Origin of the sequence: Chryseobacterium viscerum, from assembly GCF_025949665.1 — a bacterium.
GTDB classification, from domain to species: Bacteria; Bacteroidota; Bacteroidia; order Flavobacteriales; family Weeksellaceae; genus Chryseobacterium; species Chryseobacterium viscerum_A.
In genome coordinates this window covers 19,619-37,016 of record NZ_JAPDFT010000007.1, presented here as the reverse complement: position 1 = coordinate 37,016, position 17,398 = coordinate 19,619, and the positions used below count along the sequence as shown (strand labels likewise).

The window sequence follows — 17,398 nt, the reverse complement described above, 5'->3', positions numbered from 1 at the left end:
CTATGAATACATTCGTTGCATCTTCAAGGTTTAAAATCAGTCTTTTATTGATATTGATGACTGTATTCTGTTTCAGTCTCTCAGCTTTCAGATACTATATAAGTGATACAAAGGTGTTTTTGTTTCTCAACTGGAATCTTTTTCTGGCATGGATTCCTTTATTACTGAGTTCTTGTATTCTTGCTTTTAATATCAAAAGTAAAATATCACTTATCTTTATTATTATAGTCTGGATCTTGTTTTTTCCCAATTCACCCTATATTCTCACAGACCTCTTTCATCTGAGGGCAAGAAATTCTATCCCGATATGGTATGACCTGATTGTGATTCTTTCCTATGCCTGGACGGGGCTGATCTGTGGTTTTATAAGTCTTAATGATATTGAAAAACGCCTTTCTGAGTATGGCAAAAGAAATAGCATCAGTGGGGTGATTGTATTCTTTCTTTTCATGAGCAGTTTTGGAGTATATCTGGGAAGATTTCTGAGATGGAACAGCTGGGATGTACTCAATAACCCTTTCGGTCTGTTCTCCGATATCATAGTACGGTTAATTTATCCGATGGAATATATTAAAACATGGGGAGTCACTGTTCTGATGGGAATTATGCTCAATTTTATGTATTTTACATTCAAATGGGCAGGAACAAATGATGAAAAAGAATTACAGCCGGAAAATAAATCATTCAACGGATTGGAACAGTTTTAGCATTTAATAGAGCTCACCAGAATGGTTGGTACATTCTTAAACTTAATTATTATGAAAAAAAGCTTATTGTTGATTCCATTGATTATTATTTCATGTAAAAAAGAACCTGCCGTGACAGCAGTTCAGGACAAGGATTCTACCATTGTAACAGAAATGCCGGATTCTGTTGTAAAAGCAGATTCTGCAGCATTGAGAAAAAGAGATTCAATTGTTAACAATGCTCCGGCTACCAAAGAAGTTTTGCGTAAAGGCGTAATGAGAAATGAAAAAGAAGGACAGATCATAAGAACAGCCGATGCTACCCAGCTTCCTTTTACTTTGGGAGAAGAATTTAAAAAAGATGATCAGGAACTGATCTTAAAACTGACACATTACGACCGCCCGAATATCAAAGCAAAAATTTCAACCAAAGAGAAAGATTTCAATATCCGTTTCAATCAGATCAAACTTCCTAACGGCGACTACGATGGGCCTTTCGGAAGAGAAATTACTTATGACACTCCGGGAAAAGGTGAAGTATGGCTGATTATCGGGAAAAGTAATATGGCTTCCGGAAATACCAAAGGAAGTTTTACGGTAACTGTGGAATAAGCCCAAATCAATTTGGTACAATTTCTGCAAACTAAATTCTAAGTTTAAAATTTACAATTATGAAAAATATAGTTCTAACAGCAATGGCCGCTTCAGCTGTACTCGTAAGTTGCGGAACCGTACAGTCGCTGGTTCAGAATACATTTCCATACACAACGAATGTTTTGGTGTCTACAGGCGTTCCTGCAGATAAAGAAGTTTCTTCCACTGCAACCGCTACCAATGTACAGACATGGTTCGGAGGAAATAACAATGCAAAGATTAAAGACGTAAGAATTTCAGATGCAAAAATTTCTGTTGCTTCTCCTTCAGGAGGAAATCTAAGTGCATTCAAAACCGTCAAAATATATGTTTCATCCAACGGGACAGGAGAAACACTGGTAGCATCACGCTCCAATATATCGACCAACTCTTCCAGCTTAAATCTGGATCTGAATGATACCGGATTCCTTGATGAAATTGTAAAAAGTTCAGGATTAACGGTGAGAACAGTCTATGAATTGAAGAATCAAACCTCTTCAGACATGAACATTAAAGTTGCCCTGAATTTCAGCAGCGTTCCTGCGAAATAACCGGATAAAAATTGATAATAAAAACCCTCTTTCAGTAGGCTGAAAGAGGGTTTGATGTGAAGTAAAATGTATAAAAATCTTTTTATAGTTTCGTGAATTTCTCAACAACTCTTCTTTGGCCTTCATTGATATTGATGATATACTGGCCTGTTGGCAGTTGTGAAATATCGATTTTTTCATCAGACAAAACAGAACTTTTGATCACGGTACGCCCCTGAAGGTTGATGATCTCAAAATCCAGCTTTTTGTTTTCTGCACTTTGAATAGCAATAGTACTGCTGGATGGATTAGGATAAATTTTAACCTCCAGCGGAGATAATGTTTTTACAGGGGCAGCAAACTTACTTTCCAGTTGAAGTATCGCATTTTTTACATTAGGAAGAGGCCCGATTTTCTGACCGGTTACAGTTCCTCCCTGTGGAATTCCTGTAGAAATCAATAGACTTTTCATGGCAGTAGGTGTTAAATTCTGACCCGTAGTCTGACGATAGAAAGACTGAATTAAAATAGCTGCTGAAGACACTACAGGCGTTGCAGAACTTGTACCGCTGAAATAATTATAAGTCCTGTTATTATCATTGTCATATTTGGCATAAGACCCATAACCCGCAGCAAGAACGCTGCTTCCCCAGCCCTGAACATCCACTCTGTTTCCATAAGTACTGAAACTTAACTTTGAATGAGTAGTATTAGGAGATCCTGCTCCTACAATAATGGCACCACTATTTCCTCTGCCAAGATAAGTTGCATAAAACGGATCATCCAGATTCTGATTCCCGTTACCCGCTGCTGCAATGATGATAATTCCTGAATCAGTAGCAGCTTTGGTAAGATCCCAGATCACCTGATCATATTCTGCAGGACAGTACTGACCGTCTTTTCCTCCGGTCTGCATTTCATACAGAATAATATCGCCTGCCTGAGAAGCGTTTATAGATCTGCTCACAGCAGAAGCTCTGTTGTATCCTACAGTAGTCCATTCCATATATCCTTTTATTTCTGAAGTACTGTAGGCCGCTCCTGTAAGCCCGATATTATCTTTTATTGAACCTAAAATACTCACCACAGCAGTTCCGTGGTCGCGGTAGTTATTATTGGCTAATCCTGCATTCGGGGAATATCCGGGTTCCAGTTGTATAGAATTTTGATTAGAAAGCATTTCGTGAGTTTTGTAGAAACCATATTCCACATCCCTTACACGGATATTCTGTCCGGTGATTCCTCTTGACCAGGCATATTTTGCATTGATTCCCGGATTGTCATTCAGATAAGTCTGAATGCTTTCCAGATCAGGTGTTGCCACAAAAGCGTTTACCAAAGGAGGTTCAATAGGAGCCGCACTCATCACAGATACATACTCAATTTCAGGGAATCTTTCAAGGCTATGAATGATTTTCCGGGTGTTTTCTTCATTTTGAAGAGGCAGATCAGCCTTATAAATTCTTTTCAGTTTTTCTACAGATTCTGAGGAGTTTCCAATTGCTTTGCTGCTTCTGGCCATTTCATCAAGTTTGTTGTCTGTAAAATCAAGATCATACTTAAATGAAATTTTATTTTCTCTTGAAAATCTCTCCAGATCAGCATTTCTGCTGAATGCCGCTTTTTCTGAATTAATGCCTTTTGAAAAGCATACATAGATAACTGAATTTTGATCATTAGCCATTTTGGTCTGGATGTCCTGACCAAAAGACAGGGAAGAGCAGAACGCAAACAATGCGAAAAAGTTGATTTTTGTTTTCATACAATTTTGTTAAATGGTTGTAAATCAGTTTTGATTTATATCAAAATTAATAATAAAATAAAAACAAATCACGTTTTTGTGAATTTATTTTTATTTTTTTTAATCCTTCCTTATGTATAAAGACTTTCATTAATTATGTATATAAACTTTACAGGCTTCAACAGTCTGTGAGGTTTGGAAAATATACTTTGTATGATTACAAAAAAACCATCCAGGATCACTGAATGGTTTTGTTGAGGTGTATAGTTTTAATTTTTAAAGATCATCAAACCAGTTTAATTTGTTCTTATGGTAGAGTACTTTCTGCTTATTCATGATCCGATATTCAATACCAATACTGTCCTGATTGACATTAATGAGTTTTGCTTCCTGGATTGGAAGTTTTTTATCATCTAAATAAGTATCCTTAGATGGCTGTACTGTTTTTTCTATGATGTCTGAATAAGGAAATCTTGAGATTTGTTTTTCAAAAATACCTTCTTTCTTATAAATCATAATAAGCGGTCTGTAAAGTGCTCCCGGACGGCCTCTTTCTAATCTGTAAGTATTATCAAGCTGAATTCTCTGCTCACATCCAATGGTGGAGAAATAATGAACAATTCCGAAAAATGGGATCATCATGGGTAAAATACTAAGAATGATGCCTGATATCAAAAGACCAAAGTATACTTTAATCACTTTTTTCTTCCAGAACCTGATAATAATAAAAATGGTCATCAATAGCCAAAGCCAGTTGATTATTTTATCAATATAATATCCAGCGAAACTATAGTTGTTCAGACTTAATACTATTCCAAACAGAAAAACTAAAGTCACTGCCAGATAAGCAATGACTGTATTTTTGTTATTCATCTTCTATACTTTAGCTTTTGGTAACCGAATCCATTACGATTGTGACAGGTCCGTCGTTGATCAGGGAAACTTTCATGTCTGCCCCGAAGATTCCGCTTTCTATCTTTAATCCGGATTGAGAAATTTCTTCTTTAAAATAATCAAAAAGAGGAATGGCTTTATCAGGTTTTGCGGCTTTTATGAAAGACGGGCGATTGCCTTTTTTATAATCTGCAATCAAAGTAAATTGGCTGATGCAAAGGATTTCTCCTGAAATATCCTTCACGGAAAGATTAAGTTTACCCTCCTCATCTCCAAAGATCCTTAGGTTTAACACTTTCTGTACAAGCCAGTCCGCATCTGTTTTTTCATCATTTTCATCCACACCTACCAGCAGCATAAATCCTTTTCCGATTTCACCAACAATTTTTCCGTCTACTTTTACACTAGCTTCAGAGACTCTTTGTATAACGATCTTCATTTTATATTCTAATAGTAAACAGTTAAAGTTTTGCTTGGAACATCATAATTGTAAGGATAGGTTTTAGGCGGTAGAGATGTTTTAGCTCCTGCCTCCGGCTGTCCCGTACTTAAGATCCATCTTGTGTTGTCCTGCGGGCAGATAATGGCAATATCGTCCTTTACCTCCAGAGTTGTATTATTATCAGGGCATAGGTGAGGAGCATTCCTGTCGTATACCTTAAATCCGCTTGCAGTTCGGACAATAATCAGCCCTCTTGTTCCGGACTGCTGCTCATTCACATAAATCCAACCGCTGATATTGTTCAAAGCATAGTAGGCAGGCAGGTTTAGATTGAGGGATACATTAATAGGAGTATTGGGGAAACAGTTCACTGTATCTTCTCTGCTTCCACAAGAGTTTATAGTTAAGTTACTGAAAACCAATATACTGAAAATAGATAAGATTGAAAAAGTTTTTTTCATTTCAATTTAAATTTTTATATATTTGTAAAAATTAAACGATTACAACACGAAAACATTGTCCGGCAAATGTCGGATTATTTTTTTATACTAAAACTAAATTTTGAAAATTATGGCAAGCTATGTAACTAAGGAGGGCCTAGAGAAAATGAAAGCTGAGCTGGAACAGTTGGAAACTGTAGAGAGACCAAAAATCACTCAGCAGATCGCGGAAGCAAGAGACAAAGGAGATTTGTCTGAAAATGCAGAATACGATGCGGCTAAAGAGGCTCAGGGGATGCTTGAAATGAGAATTTCCAAGCTGAAAGACGTTATCTCTACTTCTAAAATTATAGACGAAAGCCAATTAGATACTTCAAAAGTTTCCATCTTAACAACAGTGAAACTTAAAAATAATGCTACCAAGCAAGAGCAGGTATTTACATTGGTACCAGATAACGAAAGTGACCTGAAAACAGGAAGAATTTCTGTAAACACTCCTATCGCAAAAGGTTTGTTGGGGAAAGCTATTGGCGAAACTGCCGAAATTACTTTACCGAACGGAAACAAATTGTCTTTTGAAGTATTAGACATTTCTTTATAGTCTGATACAGTTTCTATTTCTAAACTTCTAATACATAACCTAACTTCTAATACAATGAGCACTATATTCACAAAAATCATCAACGGTGAGATTCCCTCTTATAAGATTGCAGAAAATGAAAACTTTATTGCATTCTTAGACGCAATGCCTTTGGTGAAAGGACATACTCTGGTAGTTCCGAAAAAAGAAGTGGATTTGATTTTTGATCTTGAAAGTGAAGAATACAAAAACCTTTGGGGATTTGCCCAAGAGGTGGCCAAGAAGATCAAAACTGCAATTCCATGTGTAAGAGTAGGAGTAGCGGTGGTAGGACTTGAAGTTCCTCATGCACACATCCATCTGATTCCTTTAAACAAGATGGAAGACATGAATTTTAGAAATGAAAGATTAAAATTAACGAACGAAGAATATACAGAGATTCAAAACTTAATTATTAATTCTTAACAACCAGAAAATCGTAAAAAAGTAATTTTTTACGATTTTCTTTAACATATACATATATATTATATCATATGAACTCAAACCAATGTTCTTTCTGTGGCAGAAAAAGAAATGAAGTACAGATGCTGATTTCTGGCCAGAATGGTTTTATTTGTGAAAATTGTATAGAGCAGGCCCATGCTATTGTAAAAGATGGTGCATCCAAAACAGGATATTCACCTGCCGACAGTATGGCTGAACTTAAAAAGCCAAAAGAGATCAAAGAATTTCTTGATCAGTATGTGATAGGTCAGGATCAGGCAAAAAAACAGCTTTCTATTGCTGTATATAATCATTATAAAAGATTACTCCACGCTCAGGACGAAAACAGAGAAGTGGAACTTGAAAAGTCGAACATCATCATGATAGGGGAGACGGGAACAGGTAAAACTCTTCTTGCAAAAACGATCGCGAGAGAACTGAACGTTCCTTTCTGTATCGTAGATGCCACTATTTTAACGGAAGCAGGATATGTAGGAGAGGATGTTGAAAGTATTCTGTCCAGACTTCTGATGGTAGCAGATTATGATGTGGAAAAAGCTGAAAAAGGAATTGTGTTCATTGATGAGATTGATAAGATTGCAAGAAAGTCCGATAACCCAAGTATTACAAGAGACGTTTCCGGAGAAGGAGTACAGCAGGGATTATTGAAACTGCTGGAAGGAAGTATCGTCAATGTTCCGCCGCAGGGAGGTAGAAAACATCCGGATCAGAAATATATCCAGGTCAATACTCAGAATATCTTGTTTATTGCTGGTGGTGCTTTTGACGGAATTAAAGAGATTATTGAAAGAAGAATGAACAAGCAGGCGATAGGCTTCAGTTCTGAGAAAATCAATAAAACAGATGAAGACGAATATATATTAACAAATATTAATGCAATTGATCTTCGTACTTTCGGATTAATTCCGGAACTTTTAGGAAGATTTCCAATCATCACTTACCTCGATAAACTCACGAAAGAGACCCTGGTAAGAATTATGAAAGAGCCAAAAAATTCAATTGTGAATCAATTTGTGGAACTTTTCAAGATGGATGGTACGGATTTGGTAATAACAGATGGTGCAATTGAAAAAATCGTAGAGGAAACTATTGAAAAAGGATTAGGAGCAAGAGGGTTGAGAGGTACTACCGAAAAAGTTCTAGAAGACTATATGTTTTCAATAGGAGAGGACAAAGAGATCATCTTGACGGAAGATAATGTTTTGATTAATAGATAAAATATTTTTTTTTTAAGAAAAATAATAATACCTTTGCGGGTGAAGATTGTATTAACACACAAATAATTTATACAATGAGAAAAAGTTTATTTGCTATAGGTCTTTTAGCAATTAGTTACTCTGTTCAGGCGCAGATACTATGTCATGTTGACACTAATGCTAATATGTATGTGAGCGAAGGCACCCTAGTTTATAGCGGTGGAGGTGTACAGACAAGAGGTAATGGTCTTTTGGACGTACATGGAAATATCATGGTTGTAGGATCTGCTACAGATAGTTTTAAGACAATTGATGCTGGCGGTGCTGATAAAACTGACGGTGGAAATATCATCTTAAGACTTAACACTCCTGCTTCTTTTGCTACTTCCACGTATGGTCAGCTGTACATTGACGGATTATCCCAATCCAACATTTCTGGTGTTGTCACCAAAGAATACAGAACTACTAGTAACGGTAGCGGGAATTATTTCCAGCAAGTTGCTTTGCCTTTCTCTGGTAAAGCTTTCAATTCATTATCTACTGAAGTTGGCAAAACTTTCAATACCGGAAGGTATGATAATCCAATTCTTAAATGGGATAATGCTAATGCTGTTTCTATTACTACTTTGAATCTAGCTCCTACCTCGACTACTTGGGATCCTTCAGGTTATTATATGCTAAAGGTTAAAAATAATGACTGGAATCCAAGTGCTCCTGCATCAGGAAACGTATTCAATATTAACGGAAAACCATATGCACCGTATGCTGGAACTGTATCATTACAGAATGCAGGAAAATCTAACGTAGGTGCTTCCAATGTTGTATTCGGAACTAATGGTAATGCTCTAAACCAATACAACGAGAAGTACAATACTTATCTTGATGATAGTTTTGAGTTTACTACAAATCCATGGTCTGGAACATTCGGACAAAATTTCTACCAATTCGGAAACCCTTTCCTTACCAATTTAGATTTAGCTAATATTGGATATACTGAAAGTGTTACAGGATCTGATGGAAATGCTGTAAGAAACATCTGGGGTATTGAATATGACCCAGGTACAATTGTTACTCTTCCAAGTGGTTCTACTTATGCTACAGCTGCTAAGGTAGTTACTTTCTTACCTACAGGTGACGGAGTAGCTCCTGCTATTGGTGACGTAGATTTACTTGTAATCAAACCGATGCAGTCATTTAAAATAAAGTTAAGAGACAATACAGCTCAGACTTTAAATTTTAATACCCTGAGAAGATTCAAATCTACTGCAAGAACAGCAGGTACCAATTATGATGTAACAGCAGCTAAAATGGCTAATGGTAAGAATACAACCAATACTGTAAAACAGCTTGGTGTAATCGGTCTTGATGCTAACGGGAAAGAACTTTCCAGAACATACTATGTTGTTTCTCCATCATTAACAACAGGACACCAGATTTCTGCAGCAACTTCAGTGCAGTCTTCAGCGGGTAAAAACATCATCGGTACTTTTGAAGAATCACTGAATGGTGGGTATGATAATAATAATACTAACTATTGGTTATATATTAACGAAGCTAATGAGAGTAACTTCAAGGGTAAAAATGTTAAGTTAGTTAACTATTACCTGGATCAGGTGAAATCTTATAAATTCGAGATCAGAGAAAATGCAGCGCTAATCCCAGCTGGTGCACATCAGTTATCTTCAGGAATTGGATTCTATTATAAAGCCGAAAACGGAAATTTAATAGAAGCTAAGCAAGGAGATGTTGTAGCGGTAACAAATGAGGAAGCTAATTTGTATTATGGAGAACCAAGTAATATTACTTTGGCTGTAGATAATAGTAATAAAGCTGCTGCATCAAGAACACTTGTAGTGTATGATCCATCTATTACAAATTACATTGTAAGATTTGATCCAAAATGGAAAAAAGCAGATATTCAAGTTTATGATATGAGCGGTAAACTAGTAATCTCTAAAAAAGCGGTTGATGCGTCCAGAGATTTTGTAATCGAGCTTGATGGCTCAGTTAAAAATTCATACGTTGTAAAAATCGTTTCTGATAAGGGAGAAACTGTTAACACTAAAATCTTAAAATAAGCCACATGAAAACTATTAATAAACTAGTATTAGCTCTTTTTCTTTTTGCTATAACTTTAGCAAATGCTGCACCACCACAACCAGCTCCAACAGGAAGCGGAAATGGAGGAAACGGTACCGGAGCACCTGCACCCATTGATATGTACGTATATGTACTTGGTATTGTAGCAATTGGATTTATTGTTTACTTTACAAGAAAGTACAAGAGCGTAAAAGCATAAAATTTTATTAAAATAATATTAAACTCTCTGATTAGTCAGAGAGTTTTTTTATTTTTACTCTATGAAAAAGATTTATACACTATCTGCGGTTTTGTCCGCATTTGTTCTGCAGGCTCAATTTACTGTTACCATTCAGACTCCAGCAGACTTTAAAGATCAGGATGCTATTCTATATACATTAAACGGTTCGAAAGATATTATTGTTACTAAAGAACAAAGTAAGAATAATACATGGACTTTTAAATACCCAAGCAGCTATATGGGAATGATGAAAGTCTATTTCCCTGGCTCTAATAATACCATAAGCTTTATTTCTGAAAATAAAAATGTTAACTTTAAACTGGATATCCAGAATAATAAAGTTAAAGATGTTACCTATCTGGATGAAGCGAATAACCTGATGAGTAAGCAGCAGGAAGGTTCGCAAAAGAAAGAGCTTATTTTGCCGGCTTTGGCACAGATCAAAGAATATTATAAAGACAATACAGACTTTGGAAAAGCACTGAAAATAGAGATTGACAGACTTTCCGGTGCTTCCAGCTCTATTGATGCCGCTCAACATCCATTTATTACCTATTATAACACGAATTATAGTAAGTTTCTTTCTACCTCACAGGATTCAGCCAAAAAAGTAGATCAGGAGGAAATAATCAACTTTCTGGACAAGTCAAATGATATGCTTGAGACATCATCATTATTAAAACCAGTACTAGTGGCTTTTCTGAATTCCGGAGGAAATACTAATGTTGTAGCTTCTGTTGATAAACTGTTAGACCGGTTAAAAGTGGAAACTCCAAGAGGGCAGACTGTGTTATCAGAACTGATCGATATTTTTGATGTATATGAGATGGATGAGTACAAGAGCAAATATTTGTCACTTGCCAAGAATCTTAAGTGTACCATCAATGACAGACTTGCTTCTACATTGAAATCAAATGCCAATACTGAAATAGGGGCTGCTTTCCCTAATTATAAGTTCCAGTCACCTGTAAATACAACTGCGAAGTCATTATACGATGTAAAGGCTGATAAAAAGATTGTTGTATTTTGGTCATCCACATGCTCACACTGTGAAAGTGAACTTCCGAAACTTTTGGAAAAATATAATGATCTGAAATCAAAAAATATTCAGGTTGTAGGGCTGTCTTTAGATGTTGACAAAAATTCTTATACTAAAAAGATTGCTGCATTTCCATGGGTGAATGACTCAGAATTGAGAGGTTGGAACAGCAGTTATACAGATTTGTACAATATTCATGCAACTCCGACGTATTTTATTTTAGATGCTAACAATAAGATTATCAACAAACCAGATCATGTTGGAGATGTTTTAGAATATTTTAAGTTAAAATAATTTTGGAGGTAAAGAAATATTTTCTATATTTGCACCACCAAAACGGCGAGGTAGCTCAGTTGGTTAGAGCGCAGGATTCATAACCCTGAGGTCACGGGTTCAATTCCCGTCTTCGCTACAAAAAACCGCAATCATTAAATCAATGATTGCGGTTTTTACTTTTAGAATAACTGCAAATTTACCTTTTTCATTTCTTCCCGATTTTTTCATTTCTAAAAATTATCGTCATTCAATAGAGAATTAAGGGAACTTCCTTAACTTTTGAGCTTAACCTGCTTTTTATCGAATACTTTTAAGATAGAAAGTGATTGTTTTCTTTGTATTCGCTTTCTTACAGGCTTTTTTTGATCGATCTATGTATATATTATCATTGGGTCTCTTTTGGTAGGATTAAGGGCTGGAATCAATGAATTGTGCTGATTGGATACATCAAGTGTGATTCAATCTAAAATACCATTATAACAAAAGCCGTTCTACAATCTGTAAAACGGCTTTTATTTTTTATCTAAATTCTTTATCAGACCTGATATCCGAGCAGCTTTCTGATTTGATAGAAGAATCTTTCAATCAATCTAAGATCTTGTGTTACGATCTCTGCACTGCCTCTAAGTTCCTTATCAAATGTAAGCGTTTTGTTGTAGCTTGTTTTTAATCCTTTTGGTAAAATCACATCTACATAATAATTTCCTTTTTCATCAGGAATAAGAGATATATTCTGTACTTTTCCTTCAATGATACCATATTCCTGGAATCGGTAGTTGTCTAGTTTAATCAGTACTTTTTCACCCGGAATGATCTTTCCTGAGTTGGTGGTAGGAACAGACATTCTGCCTACCAGCTGTTCTTTATTTTTAGGAAGAATAGAAAGGATAGGTTCACCAACTTTTACAAACTGGTTTTCACCAAAAAACTGCTGGAAACTGGCAACACCATCTGTAGATGATATAACTAGATAATTCAGTTCCCATTGTTTTAATGATTTTCTCAATTGCTCAAGAAGCTGTAAAGTTTGTGAAGAGTATGTAATTCTATCTTTTTCTGTGTTAATGGCAGTTCCGCTTTTCGTTTTATTAAGATTGGAGATGCCTTCATCCATTTGTGATATGGAGATTTTAAGATTTTCAAGATTTTGCTGGGCCTGAAGATATTTGATCTTTTCATTTTCCAGTTCCATAGCCGAAATAACTCCTTGATTGAAAAGTTCCTGAGACCTGTTGAAGTTTTTCTTAGTCAGATCATATTTTATTGATTCCAGGCTTTTCTGTTGTTTTAAGGTAGCAATTCTTATGCGGTATTCAGAAATACTCTGATTGGCTGCCAGGTCTTCCGGAGCATAAGGTTGTAATCTTGTAAAAAGGGCTTCATCCTGAAATGCTTTTGCAAAACTGTTGTATTCGCCCTGTAATTCTCCCAATTTGAACCTTGAAGCCTGGGCAAGAGGGAAGTTATATAAATTACCAGGAGTAATGGAGTCTATCAGCTTTTTAAGCTCTAAAATATCCTTATAATTGGCTGCAGACTGCATTACCATCAGAACATCATTCTTTTTAACTTCCTGATGGTCTTTTATGAATATTTTTTCAATTTTGGAACTTGTCCTTGCTTCGATCTTCTCTGGAGGATTCTGTGAAGTTACAATAATAGGTGCCGGTACAAATTCCGGATATTTTATAATGTAACTCATTAAGAGAATCAACAGGAGAATAATAAATATAACGGTATTTCCCCAGCGTATCATCCAATGAGGAGGCTGGGTAAGAATATCCTGTACGCTTTCTGAGCGAAGTTCAATATTGTCTAAAACGTCTTCTTTCATTTTTCTAAGATAAAATTTCCCCCAATATTTCAGGGGGAATATAATTTAACCAAATGGGCAATTCCCGTCGTACCACGATGGTGGTGAAGTATCAGCATCCGGTGGACATGCAATATGATGGATACGGCATGGCATCCAGCTGCCAAGACACCAAGAACCACAACAATTGTTGTCCGGAATAACTACACCTCCGCTGACAAATGCCAGATCTTTTCTCGAAAGTTTTTTTAGATTTTTCATGATTAAAATTAGTTTTTGTTTTTCCTACTCTGTAAGCTTTTCGGATTTCGCTATATATTTGCTAGCTTCCTAATTCAAGCTGGTTTCTTACAAGTCTGTAATATTCCCCTCTTAAATCTACAAGATCTGCATGACTGCCTTCTTCTACAACTTTCCCCTGATCCAGTACAATGATTTTATCTGCATGTCTTACCGTGGAAAGTCTGTGGGCAATAACCACTGCTGTCTTACCTTTGAAAAATTGCTCAAGGTTTTCCATGATGACTTTCTCATTATTGGCATCCAATGCTGATGTTGCTTCATCAAATAAAATATACTCAGGAGATTTATAAACTGCTCTTGCAATGAAGAGCCTCTGTTTCTGACCACCGCTGACTCCAACACCCTCATTTCCGATTTTCGTATTATAACTTAGCGGAAGACTTTCAATAAATTCTTTGATGTTGGCTATTTCTACAGCACGTCTCAGTTTTTGTTTGTCAATATGATCTTCACCTACAGCAATGTTATTGGCAATAGTATCGTTGAATACATAGCCTTCCTGCATTACCACTCCGCAATGATCCCTCCAGTATCTTGGAGAAATATTCTTCATATTGGTACTTCCGATTCTGATTTCACCCTGATCTGGGTCATAAAACTTCATTAACAGTTTCAACAGCGTAGTTTTTCCACTTCCGCTGGCTCCCACAATAGCTGTAGTCTGCTGATAAGGAATCGTAAGACTTAAATTTTCAAAAACCGGAACATCAGAACCAATATAACGGAATGACATATCTTTGATCTCGATGTCTTTCTTTGGGATATCTGTAGCATATTGCTCATTTTTATCCTCCTCATCATCTTTATCATGAATTTCTCCTAATCTTTCAAGGGAAATTTTAGCATCCTGAGTCTGCTTGATAAAGTCGATAAGCTGAAGAAGAGGGCTGTTCAGCTGTCCAATAATATATTGCACAGAAAGCATCATCCCTAAAGTAAGATTTCCACTTAAAACCAGTTTTGCAGAAAGGAAACTTACCAGTATATCTTTCATCTGGTTGATAAAATTTCCTCCCACAGACTGCCATTGTTCTAATGAAAGTGATTTTATTCTTATTTTAAACAGTTTTACCTGAAGAAATTCCCAGTCCCATCGTTTCTGTTTTTCAGCATTATGCATTTTAATCTCCTGCATACCGTTGATGAGCTCGATCACTTTACTTTGTTCCTGAGAGACCTGAGAGAACCTTTTGTAATCAAGTTCCTTTCTTTTCTTCAGGAAGAAACTGATCCAGCCGATATACAATACAGCTCCAACAAGGTAAACAATGAATAATCTGTAATCATAAAACAGCAGAACAATACTGAAAATGATAAGGTTTACCAGTGAGAACAAGGTATTTAACGATGAACTTGTAAGCAGCTGCTCGATTCTGTGGTGGTCATTTATTCTCTGCATGATATCTCCGGTCATTCTTGTATCAAAGAAACTTATCGGAAGCCTCATGAGCTTGATAAAGAAATCGGAGATGATGGAAATATTAATTCTTGCCGAGAGATGAAGAAGAATCCAGCTTCGTATGGTTTCAATTCCCATTCTTCCAAGAAATAGCATAATCTGCGCAAGTAAAACCACATAGATAAAATTAATATCCTGGTTCTGGATTCCGACGTCTACAATACTCTGAGTAAGAAACGGGAATATCAGGGATAATAAACTTCCTCCCAGAAGCCCTATGGCTAGTTGGATTACAAGTGTTTTATATTTAAGGAGGTATTTGGAAAGAAAAGTAAAGCTGGCTTTACTTTCTTCAGCATCAAATTCAGTCTGGAAGAATGCCGGGGTTGTTTCAAGAATCAGAACAATTCCTTCTTCGGTATTTTCGTTTGCATTTTCTCCGATCCAGGATTTGATAAATTCTTCTCTCGTATACGTAATGAGCCCATAGCTGGGATCCGAAATATATACTTTATTGTTTTTGTCAATTTTATATACTACAACAAAATGGTTTTTATTCCAGTGTGCTACACAAGGAAAGGGAACCTCTTCTGTGAGGGTATTGAAATCGATCTGGACTCCCATTGATCGGAATCCGAGGTTTTCTGCTGCATCGCTTAGCCCAAGAAGGCTGCTTCCTTCACGTGTTGTTTCGGAAAGGTTACGAATCTGCTGCAGAGATATACTTTTACCATAATACTTACTTACGATCCTGAGACATGTAGGACCGCAGTCTTTGGTATCTGGTTGCTTATAAAAAGGAAACTTTTTTTTCAAAACTACTACTCATTATAAAATGCCGTCAGCAGGTGACGACATTTACTTTAATTCAATTATATTTCAATGAAATGGTAAACCGGAAATAAGTCCCATTTGTCACTGTTTTTCTGCTCTTTTACACCTTATCAGATGTTATTTTTTTGTTTTTCCTAAGATAGTGAAATTTTCAAATGAATGATATTTATTTACTAAATCTCATCATCTTCTATTAATTCATCAATAAAGAACGAAATATCTTCACGATCATACTTGTCAGGGAATTGGTATCCGTTAATGATAAAGATCGGGGTGAAGTTTAATCCTGCGTTACTGTTTTCAATAGACATCTCTACCAGTGGATTCAGGTTTTCCGATGTTACATTTCCTCCGGAAAGAACATTGATTTTGCTTTCATCCTTAGTTTCAAACCATTCTTCTACAGCGTGTAAGAACTCTTTTTCAGGTTTGTTGTGATAGATATGAGTTAAGTCTGAAATAAGCTGTGTATAATTTTCTGGAGCTCTTTCGGGACTGTAATTGAATCTCATCTGCAAAGAGATATTGTCAGGATATTTTTCTAAAAGGCCTTCTGCCAGTTTATGAGCGTCTTTACAGAAACCACAATATGGATTGGATACGATAGCAATACGAAGTTTAGCATCTCTTTTTCCAACAACAAAAGTTTCAGTATCCTGGAATTCAATTTTTGGATTCTGTTCCATCTGGTTTTTGAACAGTTCATAATTTCTCTTGAATCTAAGGTTTTTCGCATTAGATTTTTGAAGATCTTCTTTCTGTTCAAGAAGTGTATTGAAATAAATAACAGCAGAGAATACAAGAGCCCATAAAATGACAGTCAATAAAAGTGTTCCGATACTGAAAGACAGGTTCTCAAAAAATAAACTGCTTACTACTATTTGTGCTGCAAGAATTGAAATAATCAAAAGACATACTCTGCAAAACGTTTTTTCTACAAATGCCTGAATGTACAGAGAATATCCTATTGCAAGTACAGAAACAAAGGTAAATCCTTTTACAATATAAGCTGTAGCCGGTAAAAATAATCCCAGAACGGCAAGTCCTGCAAAATAGATCAGGGAAAAGTCTGCAAATTTTAAACCTAAAATACTGGTCTTATCCTGCTTTATAATTTTATCACATGAGTTGGCTGTCTGGCTGGCAGCAGCACCTCCGCTTCCACATATACTTCCGATAACGGTAGATGTATTCCCGAATTTCTGATTGAAGATTTCAAGTGAAATATATACTCCAGCCAAAGAAAGAAGATTGAATAAGGCCTCATAAATGGTTTGGCTTATAAATGAATAGGCGAGAACTGCTGCAAAAATTAAATAAAGAACCGGCTTGAAATTGAAGGTCAGTTTATTGTCTGCATTTTCCGTCTTTTCAAACAACAGTACAAAATCAGTTGATTTGGTATAAAGTTCTTCTTTACCGAAGGTTTTTGCTTTTTCTGAGTATACTGAATAATTGCTTCCTGACTTTTTTACGAGAGAAAATGAATTTTCAACAATGGCAATAAATTCTTCCGGAAGTTCGTCCCAATATTCTTTGTCAAGTTCATAAGCGTCATTTTTCACCCCCATAAAGTTAAGTGTGTCACTGAAAGCTAGTGCAGATGGATAATTGGGATGTGAGTTGAACTGGAAAATGAATTCCTGTTTATCGAGTTTTAGATGGTTAATTAGTCTGTCAAAAATCATGTTAATATTTTTATCTAAAATACACAGATGTTTTAAATATACAAAAAATTTTTTCTTTTATTAGTGAGATATAAACGGCT

17 protein-coding genes and 1 tRNA gene are annotated in these 17,398 nt (G+C 35.9%); 10 read left to right on the top strand and 8 right to left on the bottom strand.

The features are described from left to right. Positions 1-2: 2 nt before the first annotated feature. The 3 genes from OL225_RS21515 to OL225_RS21505 are packed head-to-tail and all read left to right on the top strand — an operon-like array spanning position 3 to position 1,870. Positions 3-707, top strand: a complete 705-nt coding sequence (locus OL225_RS21515; RefSeq protein WP_264519544.1) for a DUF1361 domain-containing protein — start codon at positions 3-5, stop codon at positions 705-707. 51 nt (positions 708-758) lie between these two features. Beyond that, a complete protein-coding gene (locus tag OL225_RS21510) occupies positions 759-1,298 on the top strand; it encodes a hypothetical protein (protein WP_264519543.1) in 540 nt (179 codons plus the stop codon). Positions 1,299-1,357: 59 nt separating this feature from the next. Next, a complete protein-coding gene (locus OL225_RS21505; RefSeq protein ID WP_264519542.1) occupies positions 1,358-1,870 on the top strand; it encodes a hypothetical protein in 513 nt (170 codons plus the stop codon). Between the two features lie 82 nt (positions 1,871-1,952). Here OL225_RS21505 and OL225_RS21500 read toward each other — a convergent pair whose 3' ends face one another. From OL225_RS21500 to OL225_RS21485, 4 genes are all read right to left on the bottom strand, one after another. After that, positions 1,953-3,611, bottom strand: a complete 1,659-nt coding sequence (locus OL225_RS21500; RefSeq protein WP_264519541.1) for a S8/S53 family peptidase — start codon at positions 3,609-3,611, stop codon at positions 1,953-1,955. Positions 3,612-3,866: 255 nt separating this feature from the next. Next, the gene (locus tag OL225_RS21495) at positions 3,867-4,463 is read right to left on the bottom strand and encodes a hypothetical protein (RefSeq protein WP_264519540.1); all 597 of its coding nucleotides are present in this window, start codon (positions 4,461-4,463) and stop codon (positions 3,867-3,869) included. 10 nt (positions 4,464-4,473) lie between these two features. Continuing rightward, the gene (gene dtd, locus OL225_RS21490; protein ID WP_264519539.1) at positions 4,474-4,923 is read right to left on the bottom strand and encodes a D-aminoacyl-tRNA deacylase; all 450 of its coding nucleotides are present in this window, start codon (positions 4,921-4,923) and stop codon (positions 4,474-4,476) included. Positions 4,924-4,931: 8 nt separating this feature from the next. After that, positions 4,932-5,387, bottom strand: coding sequence for a hypothetical protein (locus OL225_RS21485; RefSeq protein WP_264519538.1), 456 nt, complete (start codon positions 5,385-5,387; stop codon positions 4,932-4,934). Positions 5,388-5,496: 109 nt separating this feature from the next. On the opposite strand from OL225_RS21485, the gene greA reads away from it, so the two are divergent. The 7 genes from greA to OL225_RS21450 all read left to right on the top strand — a co-directional run bounded on the left by greA (position 5,497) and on the right by OL225_RS21450 (position 11,417). Continuing rightward, positions 5,497-5,967: a transcription elongation factor GreA gene (gene greA / locus OL225_RS21480; RefSeq protein ID WP_047373880.1), complete on the top strand. Its 471-nt coding sequence runs from the start codon at positions 5,497-5,499 to the stop codon at positions 5,965-5,967. 54 nt (positions 5,968-6,021) lie between these two features. After that, entirely contained in the window at positions 6,022-6,411 is a 390-nt protein-coding gene (locus OL225_RS21475) for an HIT family protein (protein ID WP_264519537.1), read from the top strand. A 68-nt stretch (positions 6,412-6,479) separates the two neighbouring features. Next, positions 6,480-7,667, top strand: a complete 1,188-nt coding sequence (clpX, locus tag OL225_RS21470; RefSeq protein ID WP_047373877.1) for an ATP-dependent Clp protease ATP-binding subunit ClpX — start codon at positions 6,480-6,482, stop codon at positions 7,665-7,667. 74 nt (positions 7,668-7,741) lie between these two features. Then, positions 7,742-9,724: a T9SS type A sorting domain-containing protein gene (locus OL225_RS21465; protein WP_047373875.1), complete on the top strand. Its 1,983-nt coding sequence runs from the start codon at positions 7,742-7,744 to the stop codon at positions 9,722-9,724. A gap of 5 nt (positions 9,725-9,729) precedes the next feature. After that, positions 9,730-9,945: a hypothetical protein gene (locus OL225_RS21460; protein WP_047373874.1), complete on the top strand. Its 216-nt coding sequence runs from the start codon at positions 9,730-9,732 to the stop codon at positions 9,943-9,945. A 61-nt stretch (positions 9,946-10,006) separates the two neighbouring features. Then, the gene (locus OL225_RS21455; protein ID WP_264519536.1) at positions 10,007-11,299 is read left to right on the top strand and encodes a TlpA family protein disulfide reductase; all 1,293 of its coding nucleotides are present in this window, start codon (positions 10,007-10,009) and stop codon (positions 11,297-11,299) included. Positions 11,300-11,343: 44 nt separating this feature from the next. After that, positions 11,344-11,417, top strand: a tRNA-Met gene (locus OL225_RS21450). A 399-nt stretch (positions 11,418-11,816) separates the two neighbouring features. Here the strand turns inward: OL225_RS21450 and OL225_RS21445 are convergent. The 4 genes from OL225_RS21445 to OL225_RS21430 all read right to left on the bottom strand — a co-directional run bounded on the left by OL225_RS21445 (position 11,817) and on the right by OL225_RS21430 (position 17,318). Then, positions 11,817-13,115 (bottom strand): HlyD family secretion protein, encoded by a 1,299-nt coding sequence (locus OL225_RS21445; protein ID WP_047373870.1) that lies wholly within the window; start codon positions 13,113-13,115, stop codon positions 11,817-11,819. 45 nt (positions 13,116-13,160) lie between these two features. Continuing rightward, the gene (locus tag OL225_RS21440) at positions 13,161-13,355 is read right to left on the bottom strand and encodes a hypothetical protein (RefSeq protein WP_156118338.1); all 195 of its coding nucleotides are present in this window, start codon (positions 13,353-13,355) and stop codon (positions 13,161-13,163) included. Between the two features lie 61 nt (positions 13,356-13,416). Then, positions 13,417-15,612, bottom strand: a complete 2,196-nt coding sequence (locus tag OL225_RS21435) for a peptidase domain-containing ABC transporter (RefSeq protein WP_047373866.1) — start codon at positions 15,610-15,612, stop codon at positions 13,417-13,419. Between the two features lie 191 nt (positions 15,613-15,803). Continuing rightward, positions 15,804-17,318, bottom strand: coding sequence for a thioredoxin domain-containing protein (locus OL225_RS21430; protein ID WP_264519535.1), 1,515 nt, complete (start codon positions 17,316-17,318; stop codon positions 15,804-15,806). Positions 17,319-17,398 lie beyond the last annotated feature (80 nt).

Bases quoted from the DNA above. Each gene is read 5' to 3' on its own strand.
- OL225_RS21460 (WP_047373874.1), top strand. From the start codon at position 9,730: ATGAAAACTATTAATAAACTAGTATTAGCTCTTTTTCTTTTTGCTATA.
- OL225_RS21445 (WP_047373870.1), bottom strand. From the start codon at position 13,115: ATGAAAGAAGACGTTTTAGACAATATTGAACTTCGCTCAGAAAGCGTA.
- OL225_RS21455 (WP_264519536.1), top strand. From the start codon at position 10,007: ATGAAAAAGATTTATACACTATCTGCGGTTTTGTCCGCATTTGTTCTG.
- clpX (WP_047373877.1), top strand. From the start codon at position 6,480: ATGAACTCAAACCAATGTTCTTTCTGTGGCAGAAAAAGAAATGAAGTA.
- greA (WP_047373880.1), top strand. From the start codon at position 5,497: ATGGCAAGCTATGTAACTAAGGAGGGCCTAGAGAAAATGAAAGCTGAG.
- OL225_RS21475 (WP_264519537.1), top strand. From the start codon at position 6,022: ATGAGCACTATATTCACAAAAATCATCAACGGTGAGATTCCCTCTTAT.
- OL225_RS21495 (WP_264519540.1), bottom strand. From the start codon at position 4,463: ATGAATAACAAAAATACAGTCATTGCTTATCTGGCAGTGACTTTAGTT.
- OL225_RS21510 (WP_264519543.1), top strand. From the start codon at position 759: ATGAAAAAAAGCTTATTGTTGATTCCATTGATTATTATTTCATGTAAA.
- OL225_RS21500 (WP_264519541.1), bottom strand. From the start codon at position 3,611: ATGAAAACAAAAATCAACTTTTTCGCATTGTTTGCGTTCTGCTCTTCC.
- OL225_RS21515 (WP_264519544.1), top strand. From the start codon at position 3: ATGAATACATTCGTTGCATCTTCAAGGTTTAAAATCAGTCTTTTATTG.
- OL225_RS21430 (WP_264519535.1), bottom strand. From the start codon at position 17,318: ATGATTTTTGACAGACTAATTAACCATCTAAAACTCGATAAACAGGAA.
- OL225_RS21465 (WP_047373875.1), top strand. From the start codon at position 7,742: ATGAGAAAAAGTTTATTTGCTATAGGTCTTTTAGCAATTAGTTACTCT.
- OL225_RS21505 (WP_264519542.1), top strand. From the start codon at position 1,358: ATGAAAAATATAGTTCTAACAGCAATGGCCGCTTCAGCTGTACTCGTA.
- OL225_RS21440 (WP_156118338.1), bottom strand. From the start codon at position 13,355: ATGAAAAATCTAAAAAAACTTTCGAGAAAAGATCTGGCATTTGTCAGC.
- OL225_RS21485 (WP_264519538.1), bottom strand. From the start codon at position 5,387: ATGAAAAAAACTTTTTCAATCTTATCTATTTTCAGTATATTGGTTTTC.
- dtd (WP_264519539.1), bottom strand. From the start codon at position 4,923: ATGAAGATCGTTATACAAAGAGTCTCTGAAGCTAGTGTAAAAGTAGAC.